The following is a 17,989-nucleotide window of genomic DNA, read 5'->3' as shown; positions in this document are numbered from 1 at the left end:
AACGCGAGCCGTAGACTTGGCGTAGCAAGTCGTAGGCCGCGCAGCCCCTGGAAGACACCGTAGCGAGGGGACCCGAAGCGCAGCGTAGGGCCGTATGTAGGAGCGAGCGGTTTTGCCTACTTTTTCCAAGAAAAAAGTAGGCCGCCGTAAGGGCGGAAGGGGCCAGCAGCATCGCTGCATCGAATGGATAAGCTCACAGCCCCAACACCCAACACCCAAAAAATAAATCGAGAAAAAGTTTTCCGGTTTGCAAACGCCCCTGCGTCTAATTGAAAACGCTTAATTAAAGTATAATCATTCTTGTTTATATGGGGTCGTCATGAGTCTTGCAGCACGTCGTTTGCGTTCATTGGTGTCGCCGCTTTCCAGCATGGAGCGTTCCCGGTCTGCGTCCTGGGTACTGCTGGGCGCACTGGGCTTTGCTTCGCTGGCCCAAGCTGCACCGGTAAACGTCCACATCCCTGCCCAGAGCCTGGCCAGCGCCTTGCGCGAGTTCGGCGAACAGTCGGGCCTGCAGGTGCTGTACGAGCCGAGCCTGGTGGAGGGCAAGCGCGCTGCCGCCGTCAACGGCGAGATGGAATCGGTCGATGCCCTGACGCAACTGCTGCGCGGTAGCGGCCTGCGTTACCAGATCGACAACGGCACCGTGCTGCTGCTCGGTACCCCCGACAGCGCCGCGCTGGAACTGGGCGCCACCAGCGTCACCGGCGCAGGCTTTGGCGCCACCACCGAAGGCACCGGCTCCTACACCACAGGTTCCGTGTCGATCGGCAAGATGCCGCAGTCGATCAAGGACACCCCGCAGAGCGTCAGCGTCATCACCCGTCAGCGCATGGACGACCAGCACCTGACCACCATGAACGACGTGCTCAACCAGACCACCGGGGTGACCGCCTACCAGGGCAGCATGACCAACTCCCGCTACCTGGCGCGCGGCTTTGAAATCACCAACTTCCGCCTCGACGGTGGCGCGCCGGTGGGGGTCAGTGCCTTCGCCTGGAAAGACCTGGACATGGCCATCTATGACCACGTCGAGATCCTGCGTGGTGCCGACGGCCTGTACTCGGGCAACGGCGAGCCGGGCGGCAGCGTCAACCTGGTGCGCAAGCGGCCGACCGCCTTCAACCAGTTCTCGGTGACCCAGTCGGTGGGTAGCTGGGACAACTACCGCACCGAGCTGGACGTCAGCGGCCCGCTGGGCTTCGATGGCCGGCTGCGCGGTCGCAGTGTCATCGTCTACCAGGACCGCAACTCCTATATCGACAAGTTCGACGCCGACCGCCAGCTGTTTCACGGCGTGCTCGAAGCCGATATCACCGACAGCACCCTGCTGACCGTCGGCTACACCCACGACCGCCTGAACTCGTCCGACCAGGCCTACGGCCTGCCGCGCTACAGCAACGGTGATGACCTGGACCTGCCGCGCAGCACCTTTCTGGCCGGCAACCACGACTACAAGAACCGTCGCGGCGACAACGTCTATGCCCGCATCGAGCAACGCCTGAGCGAAGACTGGACCGCCACCCTCGACACCGTCTATGCCAACAACGAGCAGGATCGCGACTACTACAACTTCTATGGTTCCATCGACCCTGTGACCCACACCGGCTCCACCGCGGTCTGGGCCTACCAGGACGAAACCTACCGCGATCGCGCGGTGGACTTCTCGATCAAGGGCGGCTTCGACCTGTTCGGCGGTCGCCACGATGCGGTGCTGGGCTACACCTGGCAGAACTCCAAGCAGGACATCGATGCCTACGCCTCGGGCAGTCGCGTCTCGGCGGGCGACATTTTCGCCTTCGACCCGGACAACTACCCGTCGCGCAAGGGTAACGCCTACCTGAGCCAGGTGCTGCCGACCTACATCAAGCAGAACGGTTTCTACGGTTCGGTACGCCTGCAACTGACCGACCCGATGCACCTGATCCTCGGCGGTCGCTACAACGACTACTACTACAGCTTCGAGGCCACCCGCTTCAATGCGACCGGTGCGCAGACCTCGAACAGCAAGACGGTGTTCAGCGACGACAACGTGTTCACCCCGTTTGCCGCGCTGACCTATGCCCTGACCAATGAGTGGACCGCCTATACCAGCGTCGCCGAGATCTACAAATCCCAGGCCAGCAGCCTCAAGGGCCCCAATCCTGGCAGCTCGCCGCTGGACCCGATCGAAGGGCGCAGCTATGAAGTGGGCATCAAGGGTGAACTGTTCGACGGCCGCCTGAACACCACCACCGCGTTGTATTACACCAAGCGTGATGGTGAGGCCGTGCGCGACACCCGTTACCCGCCGTCGACTTCCGGCCAGGGCGCCTCGTGCTGCTGGCTGGATGACGGTTCGGTCACCAGCAAGGGCGTCGAGTTCGAGATCAGCGGGCAGATCACCGATCGCCTGGAAGGCACCTTCGGCTACACCTACAACCACAACGTAGCCACCGACACCGGCTCGACCACCACCACCACCCTGAGCCTGACGCCCAAGCATCTGGGCAAGGCCTTCCTGACCTACCGCATGCCCGGTGTCCTGGAGAACCTGCGCGTCGGTGCCGGCGTCAACGTACAGAGCGCCAGCTACGTGTCCGAGGGCGATCTCGACTTCTCCCAGCCGGGGTACGCGGTGTACAACGCCTTTGCCGATTACCGCCTGAACGAGCACTGGAGCGTGGCGCTCAACGGCAACAACCTGGCCGACAAGAAGTACTACTCGACCATCGGTACAGCCGAGTACGCCAACTTCTACGGCGACCCGCGCAACTTCATGCTGACCCTGCGCGGTACCTACTGAGTCAGCGCATAGCGCAACAACAAGGCCGGCACCCTCACAGGGTTGCCGGCCTTGTTGTTTGTGGAGACTGACCTGCACGAACCCTGTAGGAGCGGGCTTGCCCCGCGATTGCGTGTAGTCAGTTACATCGCATCGCGGGGCAAGCCCGCTCCCACAGTCACACTGGCGCTGTGGGAGCTGGCATTGCCAGCAGGTCAGGCCAGGGCCTGGCAGATGTCGTCGATGACTTGCGGCGAGTACGCCAGCGTCGCATGGGTCACGTCGAAGCCGCGGCAATAAGCAACCCGCCGCTGTTCATTCAAACGCGCCAACGCCTGGGTACGCACCTCGAAATCCGGGGTGTCCAGTGCCGACCACCAGCAATGGGCAGGCACTTGCAACGACGGGTAATGCAGGTCTTCGGAGAGTTTTTCCAGGTAGGCATAGACCGACTTGCCCAGGGCCACTTCGCGTTCGGTACTGACGTTGAGGAACACCGCCCGCGCCTGTTCGGCGCTGATGTCGGCAACGCTCACCGACCACCGGATGAAGTCCTCGACCACCGCATCATCGAGCAGCGGGTTGCCCCGTGCCTCGCAGTAGCGTCCGGCGGTCTCGGCGTGCTTGACGAACAACAGCGAGAAGAATCCGGTCAGGGCCTGCAGCCGCAGCGGCTGGCCGTCGCTATCGGCCGGTTCGCTGACCGCTCCCCCGGCGGGTGAGCCCTTGTGCTCGACGGTCGGGTCGAGCAGGCCGAGAAAGCCCACGGTCCGCCCCTGGTCTTCCAGGTTGCGGGCGATCTGCATCGCCAGCGGCGCGCCCAGCGACCAGCCCAGCAGGTGCACGTCACCCTCGGGCTGGTCGGCAAGGATCTGCCGGGTGTAGTCGTCGACCATCTGCTGCCAGTCGGGACGCGGGGTGGCCGGGTCGTTGACGTAGTCGTGGAACATCAGGCCCTTGACCCGGACCTGCTCGACCAAAGCCGCCGCCAGCGGGAAGTAGCACAGCGCCGAACCACCGCCCGGGTGCAGGCAGTACAGGGTGCGTGGCTGGTGTGAGCGGTTGAGGTCGATGATCGCGCTGCGCCGGCTGCCCTGGCCTTCGAGGTAGGCGCACAGCTCTCGCAGCGATGGCTGCTGGATGAAGGCGTGCAGGGTCAGTTCCACACCCAGCTCGGCCTTGATCGCCGACACCGCCACCAGCACTTTCAGCGAATGGCCCCCCAGCTCGAAGAAGTTGTCCTGCACCCCGACCTGCTCCGGCGCCAGCTCCAGCACCTGGGCCCAGACGGCGATCATGCGCAGCTCCAGGGCCGTGGCCGGCGTGCTGTCGGCGGCACCCCGCACGCGCTCGGGCAACGGCAGGCGGCGACGGTCGATCTTGCCGTTGTGGGTCAGTGGCCACTGCTCCAGCAGCACGATATCGCTCGGCACCATATATGCCGGCAAGTGCTCGCCAAGCTGACGCTTGAGCACGGCTGGGTCGGTAGCCTTGAGCTGCGCATTGTCGCTGAAGCTGACATAGGCCAGCAGGCTGTCGGCCTGCGGGTGGCGCATGACCAGGGTCTGGTGGATGCCGGGCAGGGCGCACAAGCGGCCTTCGATTTCGCCGGCCTCCATGCGCAGGCCGCGGATTTTCAGTTGCTGGTCGCAGCGACCGTGGTAGTACAGCAGCGCGTCGTCACCACGCTCGGCCAGGTCGCCAGTGCGGTACAGGCGGGCGCCCGGCGCGCCGAAAGGGTCGGGGATGAAACGTTGTGCGGTCAATGCCGGCTGGTTGAGGTAACCCTGGGCCTGCAGTTCACCGCCCAGGTACAGCTCGCCGCTCAGGTGCGCGGGCAGCTGGCCGAGCATGGCGTCCAGCACGTGGGCCTGGCGTGCCCCCAGCGGTGTACCGATGGCCAGCCGCTCGCCCCGGGCATCCAGGGGCACATGCCAGGCCAGGGGCGTGATCACCGCCTCGGTGGGCCCGTAGGCATTGATCAGGCGTTGGCAGCGGATGCCGTGCTGCTTGTCGTAGTGCTCGCGGCTCCAGCCTTCGCCGCCGAGGATGCAGGTCTTGACCTGCAGGCAGCGGCCCTGGCCCTGCAGCACCCGGGCAGTCTCGAAAAAGTACGAGGGCGGCAGGTTGAGGCAGGTCACGGCGTGGCGTTCGACGGCATCGGCCAGGTCCTGGCTGGTCCACTGGTGGGTGTCGCCGACCAGCAGGCTGGCCCCGCGCAGCAGCGGCATGAGGATCTGTTCGCTGGCCGCATCGAAGCTGATCGAGGCGAACTGCAGGCAGCGATCAGTGGCGTCCAGGCCATAGGCCTCGGCCGCGCCGAGGCAATGCCGGGCCACGGCCTGATGGGCCACGGCCACGCCCTTGGGCAGGCCGGTGGAGCCGGAGGTGTAGATCACATAGGCCAGTTGCTGCGGCGAGCTGAAGCGTTGGACGGCCGGCAGGGTTTCGGCGACTGCACTATCGACTGCGGCGATATCCAGTACCGCACCGGCGAAGGGTGGCAGTCGGTCCTGCACGGCGGATTCGGTCACCAGCAAGGTCAGGCCGCTGTCGTCGATAATGTGCTGCAGGCGCTCCGTCGGGTAGCTCGGGTCCAGCGGCACATAGCAGCCACCGGCCTTGAGGATGCCCAGCAGCGCGGCGATCCGCTTGAACGATGGCATCAGGGCCAGGCCGACGCGGCCCTGGGGTGCGAGGCCAAGGTCGATGAGGTAACGGGCGATTTGCTCGGCCTGGCACTGCAGCTGGTCGTAGCTCAACTGCCCTTGGTCATCGACCAGGGCGATGGCCTCAGGCGTGCGTCGGGCCTGTTGCTCGAACAGTTCGTGGATGCACGCGGCGGGTGCCGTGGGCAGCGCCGGGGCTGGTTGCGGGTGGGCAATCGCCAACTCGCCAAGCGCCTGCCCGGCACTGGCCTGGCTCAGGGCCTGCAGCCAGGCGAGCAGGTGCGCGCTGATCTGCTCGGCACGCGCCACGCTCACGCGGTCGAGGCGATGGTGCAGCTTGATGTCCAGGCACTGGCCAAGGCCGACCGCGACACTGAGCGGATAGTGGGTCTGGCCATGGGCGGTGATGGCGCCGATCTGCAACTGGTCGTCGGTCTGCTGTTGCAGGGCTTCGTCGACCGGGTAGTTTTCGAACACCAGCAAGGTGTCGAACAGCACGCCACCGAACAGCCGCTGGATCTCGAACAGCGGGCTGTGCTCATGCTCGCGCAGGCGCAGGTTGTCGGCCTGCAGGGCCTGCAACCACTGGCCCAGGGCTTGTTCCGGACGTGGCTGGACGATCACCGGCAAGGTATTGATGAACAGGCCCATCTGCTCGTCGGCATGGGCCAGGGTGGCTGGCCGGCCGGCCACGGTGATGCCGAAGGCGACACTGGTCTGCCCGCTGTACTGCTGCAGCAGCAGGGCCCAGGCGGCCTGGACCAGGGTGTTGACGGTGACCCTGGCGCTGCGCGCGAGCTGTTCCAGCGCCCGGGTGCGGGTGGCGTCGAGGAGCGTCTCGCAGCAGCCATGTTCGACCGGCCCCGGGGTTGCGTTGAGGGTCTGCGGGGCGAGCAGGGTAGGGGCGTCCTGGCCGTGCAGGTACTGTTGCCAGAAGTTGAGGTCGGCTTGCTGGTCACGCCCTTGCAGCCAGGCGATGTAGTCCCTGAAGCGCGCCCTGGGTGGCGGCACCGTGATGCCGTGATAACGCTGCATCAGCTGGGCGAACAGCTGCGAGGTGCTCCAGCCGTCGAGCAGGATATGGTGGCTGGTGAACACCAGGTGCCAGTGGTCGCTGCCTTGCTGCAAGGCGGACCAGCGCAGCAAGGGCGCCTTGCCGAGGTCGAAGCCGCGTTCGCGCTCCTGGTCGGCCAGTTGCCCCGCGTCGAGGCTGCCCTGGGCGTGGCAGGTGAACTCGGCACTCAGGTGGCGGTTCACCCGTTGCAGCGGCACCGCCAGGCCTTCGCCCCAGTGGAAGCTGCTGCGCAGGATCCCATGGCTGTCCAGGGTGGCCTGCCAGGCGCGCTTAAAGCGCTCGATATCGAGGCCGGCGACGTCCAGTTGCAGCTGTTGCAGGTAATCGCCCTGGCCGCCATCGAGCTGGGCATGGAATAGCATGCCTTGCTGCATCGGCGACAGCGGGTAGAGGTCTTCGAGCTGGCGCGGGCTGTCGATCAATCGATCAAGCTGGGCCTGGGACAGCTGCGCCAGCGGCACGTCCTTGGGCGTGACCGCACCCTGGTCGGGGGCGCAGCAGTGCTCGATCAGGCGGTGCAGTTGCTCGCCCAGGGCGTCGGCCAGGGCCTGGATCGTCTCAGGCGTGAACAGGGCCTGGTCGAACTGCCACTCGAGGGTGAGTTCACCGTCCTGCACCTGGCCCTTGATGTGTAGCCCATTGCCCAGAGGCGCATCGGCCTCTGGTGCTTCATCGCTCGGTATGAACAACGGCTCGCCGACGCTGCTGTCGAGTGGATCGAAATAGTCGAATGTGACCCGTGGCACCGGCAGGGCAGCCAGCGCCTCGCGGCTGTCGGTATCGCCCAGGTAGCGCAGGGCGCCGAAGCCCAGGCCGTGGTTGGGGACGGCGCGCAGGTGCGCCTTGGTGCCTTTGATCGAATCCGCCAGCGACGGCGCCGCGGTGAGCCTGACCGGGAACTGGCAGGTGAAATTGCCCAGGCTGCGACTCAGGTCTATCGCCTCGAAGCGGGTCTCGCGACCCGTCCCCTGGAACTGGATCAGCACATCCGCCTGTTCGGTCCAGCGGCACAGGGTGAGGGTCAGTGCGCTCAGCAGCAGTTCATGGGTTTGGGTGCGGTAGGCGTCCGCTGCTTCATGCAGCAGGCATAGGGTCTGGTGCCGATCCAGCCGGGTCTGGACACGCGTCATCTGATGATCGCTGCACAGCGCAGGGGCGCCCGGCAGTTCGTTGTCCGCGCCTTGCAGTAGCGCCTGCCAGTACGCCAGCTCGGCGCGCCCCTGGGGGCCGCGGGCGAATGCTCGCAGGTCCTGCAGCAGGCTGGCTCCCTGCAGCGGCCCCTGGTCGACCTCCACCACGACCCTGGCCAGGCTTTCGATGGTCTGGTGTTCGAACAGGTCCCTTGGGTTGAGTTGCAGGCCCAGGCGGCGCGCACGGCTGACCACCTGGATGGAGATGATCGAGTCGCCGCCCAGCTCGAAGAAGTTGTCGGTGACGCCGATCGGTTCGCGGCGCAGCAGCGTTTGCCAGAGTTGCACCAGGTGTTCTTCACGCTGGTTGCGTGGGGCGACGTACTCACCCTGACTGACTTCCGGCATTGGCAGGGCGCGGCGGTCGAGCTTGCCGTTGGGGCTCAGCGGCAGCTGTTCGAGCAGCAGGATATGCGCCGGTACCATGTAGTCCGGCAGTTGCACGCGCAGCGCACTTTGCAGTTCGCTGATCTGGGTATCGACGGCGCCGACCACATAGGCCACCAGCTGCAGGCCGGTCGGGCCGGGTTGGGCCAGCACGGCGGCTTCACGCAGGCCGGGTTGCTCCAGCAGCCGGGCCTCGATCTCACCCAGCTCGATACGCAGGCCACGGATCTTCACCTGATGGTCGATGCGTCCGCAGTAGTCGATGGCGCCATCGGCACGGTAGCGGGCCAGGTCGCCGGTGCGATACAGCCGCGCGCCCGGCGTCGGGCTGAACGGGTCGGGAATGAAGCGCTCGGCGGTGAGCGCCGGGCGGCGGTGATAACCCCGGGCCAGGCCACAGCCGCCGAGCAGCAGCTCGCCCGGGGTGCCGTTGGGTACCGGGCCGAAACTGTGATCGAGGACATGGGTATAGAGGTTGGCGATCGGATGGCCGATCGGCACGCTGTCCAGGCCTTCGTCGCGACAGGTCCAGTGGGTGACGTCGATGGCCGCTTCCGTGGGGCCATAGAGGTTGTACAGGCCGGCCTCCGGAAGCTTGGCGAACACCTGGTACTGGGCATCGGCCTGCAGCGCTTCGCCGGAGCAGACGATGCGCCGCAACGAGGTGCAGCGCTCGACCCCTGGCTCGTGGATGAACACCTGCAGCATCGACGGCACGAAGTGCAGGGTGGTGACCTGGTGGCGCTCGATGCTGGCGATCAGTCTGTCCGGTTCGCGGTGCTCGCCGGGGGCGGCGATCACCAGGCGTGCGCCCTGGATCAGCGGCCAGAAGAACTCCCAGACCGATACGTCGAAACTGAACGGGGTCTTTTGCAGCACGGTGTCGGCCGCGCTCAGCCGGTAGGCCTGCTGCATCCAGGCCAGGCGGTTGTGCAGGGCCAGGTGGCGGTTGCCGGCGCCCTTGGGCTTGCCGGTGGAGCCGGAGGTGTAGATGACATACGCCAGGTGCTCGCCGTCGACCTCCACCGCCGGGGCGTGGTCGGGCAGCTGGCTGTAGTCGGCGTCCAGCAGCAGGGTCTGGCCGGCGAAGGGCGGCAGGCTGCCTTGCAGGTGCTGCTGGGTCAGCAGCAGGCCGATGGCGCTGTCCTCGAACATGTAGGCCAGACGCTCGGCCGGGTATTCCGGATCGAGCGGCACATAGGCGCCACCGGCCTTGAGGATGGCCAGCAGGCCGATGACCATTTCCAGCGAGCGTTCGGCGGCGATGCCCACCAGCACCTCGGGACCGACCCCGCGCCGGACCAGGGCATGGGCCAGGCGGTTGGCCTGCTGGTCGAGCTGGCGGTAGCTCAGGTGCCGATCGGCGAACACCAGGGCGCAGGCCTCGGGCGTGCGCCGGGCCTGTTGCTCGATCAGGCGCTGGACGCGGAACTCGCCAGGGTAGGCCACCTCGGTCTGGTTCAGGCCGCGCAGGATCGCCTGCTGTTCGCCGGGGCTGAGCATCGGCAGTTCATCGATGCGCCGCTCGGGCTCGGCCAGCAGTGCCCGCAGCAGGTGCTGCCAGTGCCGGGCCATGGTGGCGACGGTGGCGGGGCTGAACAGGTCGGTGCTGTATTCCAGGCTCACGCCGATGGCATCGGCGGCATAGTCCACCTCCAGCGACAGGTCGAACTTGGCCTGGCGTGGGCCGCCTTCAAGGACGCTCACCTCAAGCGCGCCAAGTTTCAGGGCGACCGCATCCGCGCTGCTCACGCGCCAGTTGAACAGGGTCTGGAACAGCGGGTTGGCGTGGCTGCTGCGGTGCAGCTGGAGGGATTCGAGGATCTGTTCGACGGGGTAGTCGGCATGCTCCAGGGCCGCCAGGCTGTCGGCCTTGAGGCGGTTGAGCAGTTCCAGGCCGGTGGTCTCGGGCGACAGCCGGGCGCGGTAGACCTGGCTGCTGACGAACAGGCCGACCAGTTCCTGGGTTTCACTGCGGGTGCGGGTGGCGCTGGGAATGCCGACGGTGAAGTCGCTTTGCCCGCTGTAGCGGCCCAGCAGCAGTTGCCAGGCCGCCAGCAGCACCACCATCGGCTGCAGCCGGTGGGCGCGGCATAGCGTCTGCAACTGCGCACAGGTATCGGGGTCGAGCTGGTCGAGGTGATAGCCGGCGATATGGCGCTGGCCCGACTGGCGCGGATGATCCTGGGGCAGGGCCAGTGGCGGGATCTCGTCGCCCAGGTAGTCGCGCCAGTAGCGGCTGCTGGCGTTGAACTGCGGGCTTTGCGGGTAGCTGTGGCGTTGCCAGCGGGCGTAGTCGGCGTACTGCTGGGCCGGCACCGGCAGGCCCTGCTCGGCGCCCAGGCCGTAGGCCCGGGACAGGTCGGCGATCAGCAGCGGGTTGGACCAGGCATCGCAGACGATATGGTGCAGGGTCAACAACAGGTAGTGCTGCTGCTCGCCGGTCTCAAGCAGCACTGCACGGATCAGCGGGGCGATACTGAGGTCGAACGGCGTGCCTGCCTGCGCGGCGATCTGCTGTTGCAGTGCGTCGTCCAGTGCCTGCCCCTGCAGGTGCCTCAACGACACCTGCTCAAGCACCAGGCGGGCATGGGGTTCGATGACTTGCTGCGGCTCAAGGTCACCCTGTTCGAAGCGTGTGCGCAGGATGGCGTGGCGTTCGATCACCCGGTTCAGCGCCCGCTCCAGCCGTTGCGCATCCATCTGTCCGTCCAGGCGCAGGACCCTGGGCATGTTGTAGGCGCTGCCGTCCGGCTCCAGTTGCTGCAGGAACCACAAGCGCTGCTGGGCGAACGACAGCGGTAGTGGCCCCGTCAGTGGCTCGACCGGCCCTGGGGTGCTGTCGGCGGCGAATGCGGGGGAAAGGTCGTCTTCGGCCAGGAGCAGGGCCAACAGGTCGTCATCAAGGCAGGGATCGAGGGTGTGCATGGTCGATTCTCGAGCGGGCTTCGCGAAAAAGTTCTGCTTAGGGAACGAAGCATCGAGACATCGATTTAGGCGCGGGCAGGCCGTCGGGCCTGCCGCGCGGGGGCGGGGTCAGAGGTCGCGGGCTACCCGAAAGCCGAGCCAGTCGCCGAGTACTTCTGGCGCGCGGGTGTTGCGGTTGCCGGAGCGGGTGAAGATCGGCGCTTCGGTCCAGTCGTTGCCACGGATCTGGCGGGTTTCACAGCCGCTATCGGTCCAGGCGCTGCCATCGCCGGGGGCGCCTTCGTAGTTCTTGTGCCAGCAGTCCTCGACCCGCTCATAGACGTTGCCATGCATGTCATGGAGGCCGAAGGCATTGGCCGGGTAGCTGCCCGACGGCGCGGCGTAGCTGAAGCCGTCTGCCGGGCCGTAGGTGTTGGCGTGCTTGCTGATCTGGTATTCGCCTTCCTTGTCGAACGGGAACGGGAACGGACCTGCGGAGCCGGCGCGGGCGGCATATTCCCACTCCGCTTCGCTGAGCAGGCGGTAGGTGGCGCCGGTCTGTTTGGACAGCCAGGCGAGGTAGCCCTGCATGTCCTGGTAGTTGATGCACACCTGGGGCTGTTTGGGGCCCATCGGGTAGCTGGGTTGTCCGGCCTTGCAGGCGCGGCCGGGACGGGTGTCGCCATCGGGCGGGGTGGCGCCGGTGGCCCTGGCATAGGCGCTCCACTCACCGGCGGTCACCGCGTAGCGGCCCACGGCAAACGGGCGGGCGAAGCTGACCTGATGCTGCGGGCCTTCATCGGCCTCGCGGCCCAGTTCGCCCTCGGGAGCGCCCATGGTGAACTGGCCGGCGGGCAGCACGACCATCTGCGGGCAGTCCTTGCACTCTTGGAATACCGAGCCCGGGGTGCTGGGCGCTGCCGCGTGCGCATGGCTACTGAGCAGGCCGAGGCCGACGGCGAAAACGAGCGGGTGAATCATCGTGAAGGTTCCTTCTCAGGCGGTTTCCAGGGCACTGGCGACGCAGCCCGCCTGCATCCGCAGCAACTGGTCGGCGATGTGGAAGTAGCGGTCGTCGTGGGAGATGACAATGATGGTCTTGCCCAGGCGTTTGAGCTCCGGCAGCAGCTCGGTGTAGAAGATGTGGCGGAACGCCGGGTCCTGGTCGGCGGCCCATTCGTCGAACACCAGCACCGGCCGTTGCTCCAGCCAGGCGCTGACCAGGGCCAGGCGCTTGCGCTGGCCGGTGGACAGGTCGGTGGTGGTGAAGCGGCCGTTATCGATGCCGACCTTGTGGGCAATCTGCAGGCGCTGCAGGTACTGCTCGGCCGCCTGGGGCACCTGGGCATCGCTCTGTACCAGGTCGTCGAACAGGAAGTAGTCGGCAAAAATCGTGGTGAACGACTGGCGATAGTCGTCGCGCGTCTCGGGGGTCACCAGCTGGCCGTTGAGGCGCAGCTCGCCCCGTTGCGGCGCATACAGGCCAAGCAGCAATTTGATCAGGGTGGTCTTGCCACCGCCGTTCTCGCCGACGATGAAGACGATCTCGCCGCGCTGCACCTTGAGGTTCACCGGGCCTAGGCTGAACGGCACGACACCGGGGCTGGGGGCGAAGGTGTAGCCGGCGTTGCGCAGCTCCAGGCTGGTGAACGGCAGCGGTGCCACGTTCGATTCGTTGAGCAGCAGGTGCGGCTCGGGGGAGGAGAACTGCCGGGACAGGTCGGCGACGCGGCGGAAGGCGATCTGCGCCCGGCTGACGATCGGCAGCACGCTGACCAGTTGATCCAGCGGCCCCTTCATGTACAGCAGCACCAGCACGAAGCCGCTCATGGCCGCCTTGTCCATGCCCGGCAGCAGGCGTTCGATCACCAGGGCCAGGCCGATGACCACGAAGAACAGCGTCGAGCCGAAGCTCTTGGCGACGATAAAGGTGTTCATCGCGCGAATCTGCGTCTGGCAGATCGCCTCGGCAGTACCGAGAATGCGCTGGTTGAACAGGCGGTTGCGCCGTGGCCGGTGCATGCGCAGTTCCTTGGCGCCTTCGGCGATGGCGTGGTACTGCTTCTGCAGTTCGTCTTCGGCTTCACGGGCCTTGTCGAAACCTTCAATGGCGCGCCGCCGGGCCACCAGTTGCGCACCCAGGCCCAGCACCAGGCCGCCGACCAGCAGCAGGAACAACGGCCACGACAGCATCGCCAGGTAGCCCAGGCAGCCGAGGCTGACGGTCAGGGCGATGGTCAGCGGGGCGAAGGCGAAGGAGAAGTCCCTGATGGTGTAGATGTCGTGGGTCAGCACCGGAATCAGGCGATGGCTCTTGTAGCGTTCGATCTGGTCGATCGGCGCGCAGAGCACCTTTTCCCCCAGCTCCTTGCGCAGCTTGAGGATGATGCGCTGGCCGACGAAGTTGCTGCCCATGTCCGACAGCCCGGTGCCCAGCAGCGACAGCAGGCACAAGCCGGCGAAGGCCCAGAGCATGCCGCTGGCGACACCGTCCGGGGTATGCAGGGCCTGGTTGATCTGGGCCAGCAACAGGGTGACGCTGGCACCGCCGATAATGCCCAGGGCAATCGACAGCAGCACGATCGGCCAGAAGGGCCTGAGCAGTTGCAGCAGTTCTCGGGTTGCGCCGCGGGAGCTTGAGTTCATGCGAGCGCCTTGAGGGTCTGAGCGTTGATCAAGGGCCGGGCGGCCGGTTTGCCCAGGGTCTGGTACAGCGACTCACCGATTTCCCGGGCGCGGATCGGCAGCACCGACAGCAAGGTGTCGCTCAGGCCGTGGCTGGCTTCGCAGAAGCCCTGCAGGTAGACGGCGGCCTTGAAGCCCTGGTTGGCCAGGCACTGGTAGTCGCGGCCGACCGCAAAGGCCTGCAGGTGATCGGCCAGCGGCGCCAGCAGGTTCTGGTGCGAGCGGCGTTCGTAGCCGGTGGCGAGGATCACCGCATCGTAGCGGTGGGTCTGGGTCTGTTGGGTGGCCAGGTCGCGCAGGGTCAGTTCGATGCCCAGGGTGCTGCTGGTCACCGTTTCCACCTGGCGGCGGCACAGCACGGCATGGCGGAACTGGTGGGCGACTTTCTGCCGGTAGAGGATGCCGTAGATGCGCTCGATCAGGTCGATGTCGACCACCGAGTAGTTGGTGTTGTGGTATTCCTCGATCAGCTTGGCCCGTTCGCCGGCAGGCTGGTTGAACACCAGGTCGGTGTAGTCGGGGGTGAACACCTCGTTGACGAACGGGCTGTCGTCGGCAGGCTTGAGGGCCGAACCGCGCAGGATCATGTCGACCTTGACCGACGGGAAGCTGTCGTTGAGGTCGATAAAGGCCTCCGCCGCACTTTGGCCGGAGCCGATGATGGCGATGCGCATGGGCTTGCCCTGGGCGCAGGGCAGTTGCTCCAGGGCCGCGAGGTAGCGCGAATGGTGGAACACCCGTGGATCGTCACGCAAGGCGGCGAAGGCCTCGGGGATCTTCGGCGTGCCGCCGCTGCCGACCACCACCGAGCGGGCCAGGCGGCTGAGTTCGCGGCCGTGCGGGTCGCGGCTGATCACGCGCAGGTGCTCGACCTCGCCCTTGTCCAGCACCGGCTCGATGCGCAGCACTTCCTCGCCATAGACGGCCTGGGTGGCGAAATGCTCGGCGGCCCACTTGAGGTAGTCGTTGTACTCCAGCCGGCACGGGTAGAAGGTGCCCAGGTTGATGAAGTCGACCAGGCGCTGCTTCTGGTGCAGGTAGTTGACGAAGCTGTAGGGGCTGGTGGGGTTGCGCAGGGACACCAGGTCCTTGAGGAAGGAGATCTGCAGTTCGCTCTGGGTGGCCAGGGTGTTGCCGTGCCAGCGGTAGTCGCTCTGCTTGTCGATGAACAGGGCGTCGAGGGCGTGGCCGTTGGTTTCGGCCAGTTCTTCCAGGGCAATGGCCAGGGCCAGGTTGGAAGGGCCGAAACCGACGCCGATCAGGTCGTGGATGGTGTCGAGGGAGGGGGACTGGCTCATGGGGACGGTTCCTTGGATGGTCGGGAGGGGGCTTGGCAAAGCGCCCCTGGTCCTGCGCAAGTACACCGATAGAACGAGCCGTCCGTGGCAGAATTTACTGCGCTGCTCAGCCGATTTTCTTGCGCAGCAAGGCCATGGCCCGGTCGACCTGCGCTTCGTCGTTAAGCAGCCCTGGCGCCATGCGCAGCACCGGCCCCGCATCGCGGTCCACGGCGTCGACGACGATGCGGTTTTGAACCAGGTAGTTGGCCAGGGCGTCGGGGTCCTGGCCCTTGACCCGGAAGAAGGTGAAGCCGGCGGAATAGTCGGGACTGAGCGGCGTCACCAGCTCGAAGGCTGGGTGTTCGAGCAGGTGCTGCTTGAGGTAGTCGTTGAGCTGGTGGATGCGCGCCTGGACCTCGGCCTTGCCCAGCTGCAGGTGCAGTTCGAAGGCCTTGCCCGCCGCCCAGCGGTGCTCGAAGGCGTGATAGCCGCCGGGGGTCATGATGGTGGCGAAGTCCTTGTCTTCGGAGAAGGTGGCGAAGGTCGGCACCAGGTTCTGCATCGACTCGGAGGCGGCGCAGATGATCCCGGTGCCGCGCGGGCCGAACATCCATTTGTGCGTGCCGGAGATGAAGTAGTCGCAGTTGAAGTCGGCGAAACTGGCGTTCTCCACGCCAAAGCCGTGGACGCCGTCGACCACGTAGAGAATGCGCCGGTCTTCGTCGCGGTTGCGGTTGTGCTGGCGCACCAGCTCGCCGATCTGGCCGATGGGCAGCTTGACCCCGCTGCCCGAGTGCACCCAGGTCATGCCCAGCACCCGGGTATCGGCGGTGATGGCTTTATCGATGGTGCTCAGCACCTGGTCGGTGGAGACCTCGCGCGGCTGCTGGAACAGGCGCAGCTTGCGCACCCGGGTGCCTTCCTGGCGCTGGCGGAACTCCAGGGTCTTGCGGGTGGCGTAGTGCTCGTGTTCGGTGGTGAGGATCTCCTGGCCGGGGGCGACCTTGAGCCGGCCGTAGATCATCCCCAGGCCTTCGGTGGTGCTGCCGGTCAGGGCGATCTGGCGGGGGCGCACGTTCAGGTAGCGGGCGGCCCACTCGCGCACCTCGCCTTCGCGCTGCCATTCGATCCCGGTTTCCCAGTCGACCCAGCGCGCCGGGTTGCGGTCGATTTCGGCGCGGTAGTAGTCGATGGCTTCCTGCACCGGGCGCGGGTGGGCAGTGACCAGGAAGTTGGCGAAGTGGGCGTAGCTTGGGTCCAGCGGGAACAGCTGGCGCAGTTGCTGCCATTTGTCCTTGCCGCTGAAATCCGGCGGGGCTGCCGCCAGGGCCCGGGGCAGCAGGGGCAGGCTGGCGGCGAGCAGGCCGGCCTGTTTGAGAAAGGTGCGACGGTCGGTCATGGTCGAGGCTGCCTGGATCAAGGGGTGGAAAGGCTGGCGACAGGGCGGGCGGCCTTTTGCACCTGCTCCCAGACCCGCAGGAAGTTGCCACCCCAGAGCTTGGCGATGTCGGCCTCGGAGTAACCACGGCTGAGCAGCTCGGCGGTGACGTTGCGGAGCTCGCTGACATCCTTCCAGCCGTTCAGGCCGCCACCGTCGTTGAAGTCCGAGCTGATGCCGACGTGGTCGATGCCCATTTTCTTCACCGCGTAATCGATGGCATCGCCATAGTCCTTGAGCGATGCCTTGGGCTCCTGGTCGACGATATCGTAGAGGCTGCCGGCGTATTCGCCGAAGCGTGATTCGGGCCAGATGGCGATCACCGCGTCGCCGGGCATCAGCGCGTTGGCCAGGCCCTGCAGGGGCTGCAGGTCGAAGCGCGCGCGCAGGGCTTCGAGCTTGTCCAGGCTGGGCTTGCTCAGCGGCTTGAGGTAGGTGCCGAAGGCCACCACCTGGAGCACACCGCCGCTGTTCTTGATCAGCTGCATTTCCTTGTCGCTGAGGTTGCGCGGGATATCCACCAGCGCCCGTGGCGCCGAGTGCGAGGCCACCATCGGCGTGCGGGACAGGCGCGCGACGTCTTCCAGGGCCAGGGTCGACATCTGCGACACATCGATGATCACGCCCAGGTCGTTGAGGCGCTTGACCGCCTGCTCGCCCAGGGGCGACAGGCCGCCGAGGGCATCGGGGGTGTCGTTGAAGAACGGCAGCGGGCGCGAGGAGTCGGCCCAGTCGTTGTTGGCCACATAGCTGAAGCCGAACATGCGCATGCCGCGGCTGGCCCACAGGTCCAGCTGGTCGAGGTCGCGGCCCAGCGGGTAGGCGTTGAGCATGCTGATGAAGATGGCGAACTTGCCTTCGCCGTTCAGGCGCCGGAAGTCTTGCGGGGTATAGGCGATGCCGACCTGGTTGGGGAAGTCGCGGACCATGTTGCTGATGATCTTGTAGCGTACTTCCTGCTGGTGCCGGGCCTCGTCGATAAAGCCCGGGGTCGGGCGGTGCGGGGCGTTGGGGCCGTTCCACAGCTCCGGCCAGCCGAAGATGGTCAGCGCCGCGCCGGACAGGCGGCCCTTGCCGGCCTTGACCAGGTCGAACTGGCCGGGGCCGTCCTTGTCGATTTCCTGGCCTTCGCCACCGAACTTCAGCGGCACGGTGATATGGCTGTCGAACGAGAGCATGTGCTCGTGCAGGGCATTGGCCTGCTCGACGATCTGGCGCGGGTAGCCGGTGTTTTTCTGGTAGTAGAGGTAACCGGCAGCGGCGGCGCCCAGGGCCACCGCCAGGGCAAGGGGCAGGCCGATGTACAGGGCTTTGCGGGAACGGGTCTTGGTCATTGCCATCTCGTTGCTGGGCTGATCGGAACGGCTTTCGCGGCGCGCAGGCGGGTCGCGGGACAAAGCGCGGGTATCAGGAGGGACGAACGGCTTGGGGCTAAATTTATGGGGTTTCACGGAATCCCCGGGGGGCTGTGATCCTTGGGTTGGGGGGTTAGGTTGTGAGCTGATCCATTCAATGCAGCGAGGCTGCCGGCCCCTTCCGCCTTTACGGCGGCCTACTTTTCTCTTGGGAAAAGTAGGCAAAACCGCTTGCTCCT

Annotated in this window: 7 protein-coding genes; 1 reads left to right on the top strand and 6 read right to left on the bottom strand. The window is 66.1% G+C overall.

Features of this window, described 5'->3' with window-relative positions; genetic code table 11:
* Positions 1-319: 319 nt before the first annotated feature.
* The gene (locus M2D63_RS22030; protein ID WP_285865150.1) at positions 320-2,785 is read left to right on the top strand and encodes a TonB-dependent receptor; all 2,466 of its coding nucleotides are present in this window, start codon (positions 320-322) and stop codon (positions 2,783-2,785) included.
* A 194-nt stretch (positions 2,786-2,979) separates the two neighbouring features.
* On the opposite strand, the gene M2D63_RS22025 is transcribed toward M2D63_RS22030, so the two are convergent.
* From M2D63_RS22025 to pvdM, 6 genes are all read right to left on the bottom strand, one after another.
* Positions 2,980-11,013 (bottom strand): non-ribosomal peptide synthetase, encoded by an 8,034-nt coding sequence (locus M2D63_RS22025; protein ID WP_285865149.1) that lies wholly within the window; start codon positions 11,011-11,013, stop codon positions 2,980-2,982.
* 108 nt (positions 11,014-11,121) lie between these two features.
* A complete protein-coding gene (locus tag M2D63_RS22020; RefSeq protein WP_285865148.1) occupies positions 11,122-11,973 on the bottom strand; it encodes a formylglycine-generating enzyme family protein in 852 nt (283 codons plus the stop codon).
* 15 nt (positions 11,974-11,988) lie between these two features.
* On the bottom strand, positions 11,989-13,638 hold the full coding sequence (locus M2D63_RS22015) for a cyclic peptide export ABC transporter (protein WP_285865146.1): 1,650 nt from the start codon (positions 13,636-13,638) through the stop codon (positions 11,989-11,991).
* Positions 13,635-14,975, bottom strand: a complete 1,341-nt coding sequence (locus tag M2D63_RS22010; RefSeq protein ID WP_285865145.1) for a lysine N(6)-hydroxylase/L-ornithine N(5)-oxygenase family protein — start codon at positions 14,973-14,975, stop codon at positions 13,635-13,637. The genes M2D63_RS22015 and M2D63_RS22010 overlap by 4 nt, the downstream gene beginning before the upstream one ends.
* A 106-nt stretch (positions 14,976-15,081) precedes the next feature.
* Entirely contained in the window at positions 15,082-16,356 is a 1,275-nt protein-coding gene (locus tag M2D63_RS22005) for an aminotransferase class V-fold PLP-dependent enzyme (protein WP_285865144.1), read from the bottom strand.
* Positions 16,357-16,373: 17 nt separating this feature from the next.
* Complete coding sequence (gene pvdM, locus M2D63_RS22000) at positions 16,374-17,729, bottom strand: pyoverdine-tailoring dipeptidase-like protein PvdM (protein ID WP_285865143.1); 1,356 nt, start codon at positions 17,727-17,729, stop codon at positions 16,374-16,376.
* Between the last annotated feature and the right edge of the window lie 260 nt (positions 17,730-17,989).

The organism is Pseudomonas sp. BJa5 (assembly GCF_030272875.2).
Classification (GTDB): domain Bacteria; phylum Pseudomonadota; class Gammaproteobacteria; order Pseudomonadales; family Pseudomonadaceae; genus Aquipseudomonas.
Note: the sequence above shows the minus strand (reverse complement) of the source record. Positions and strands in the feature narration are given on the sequence as shown.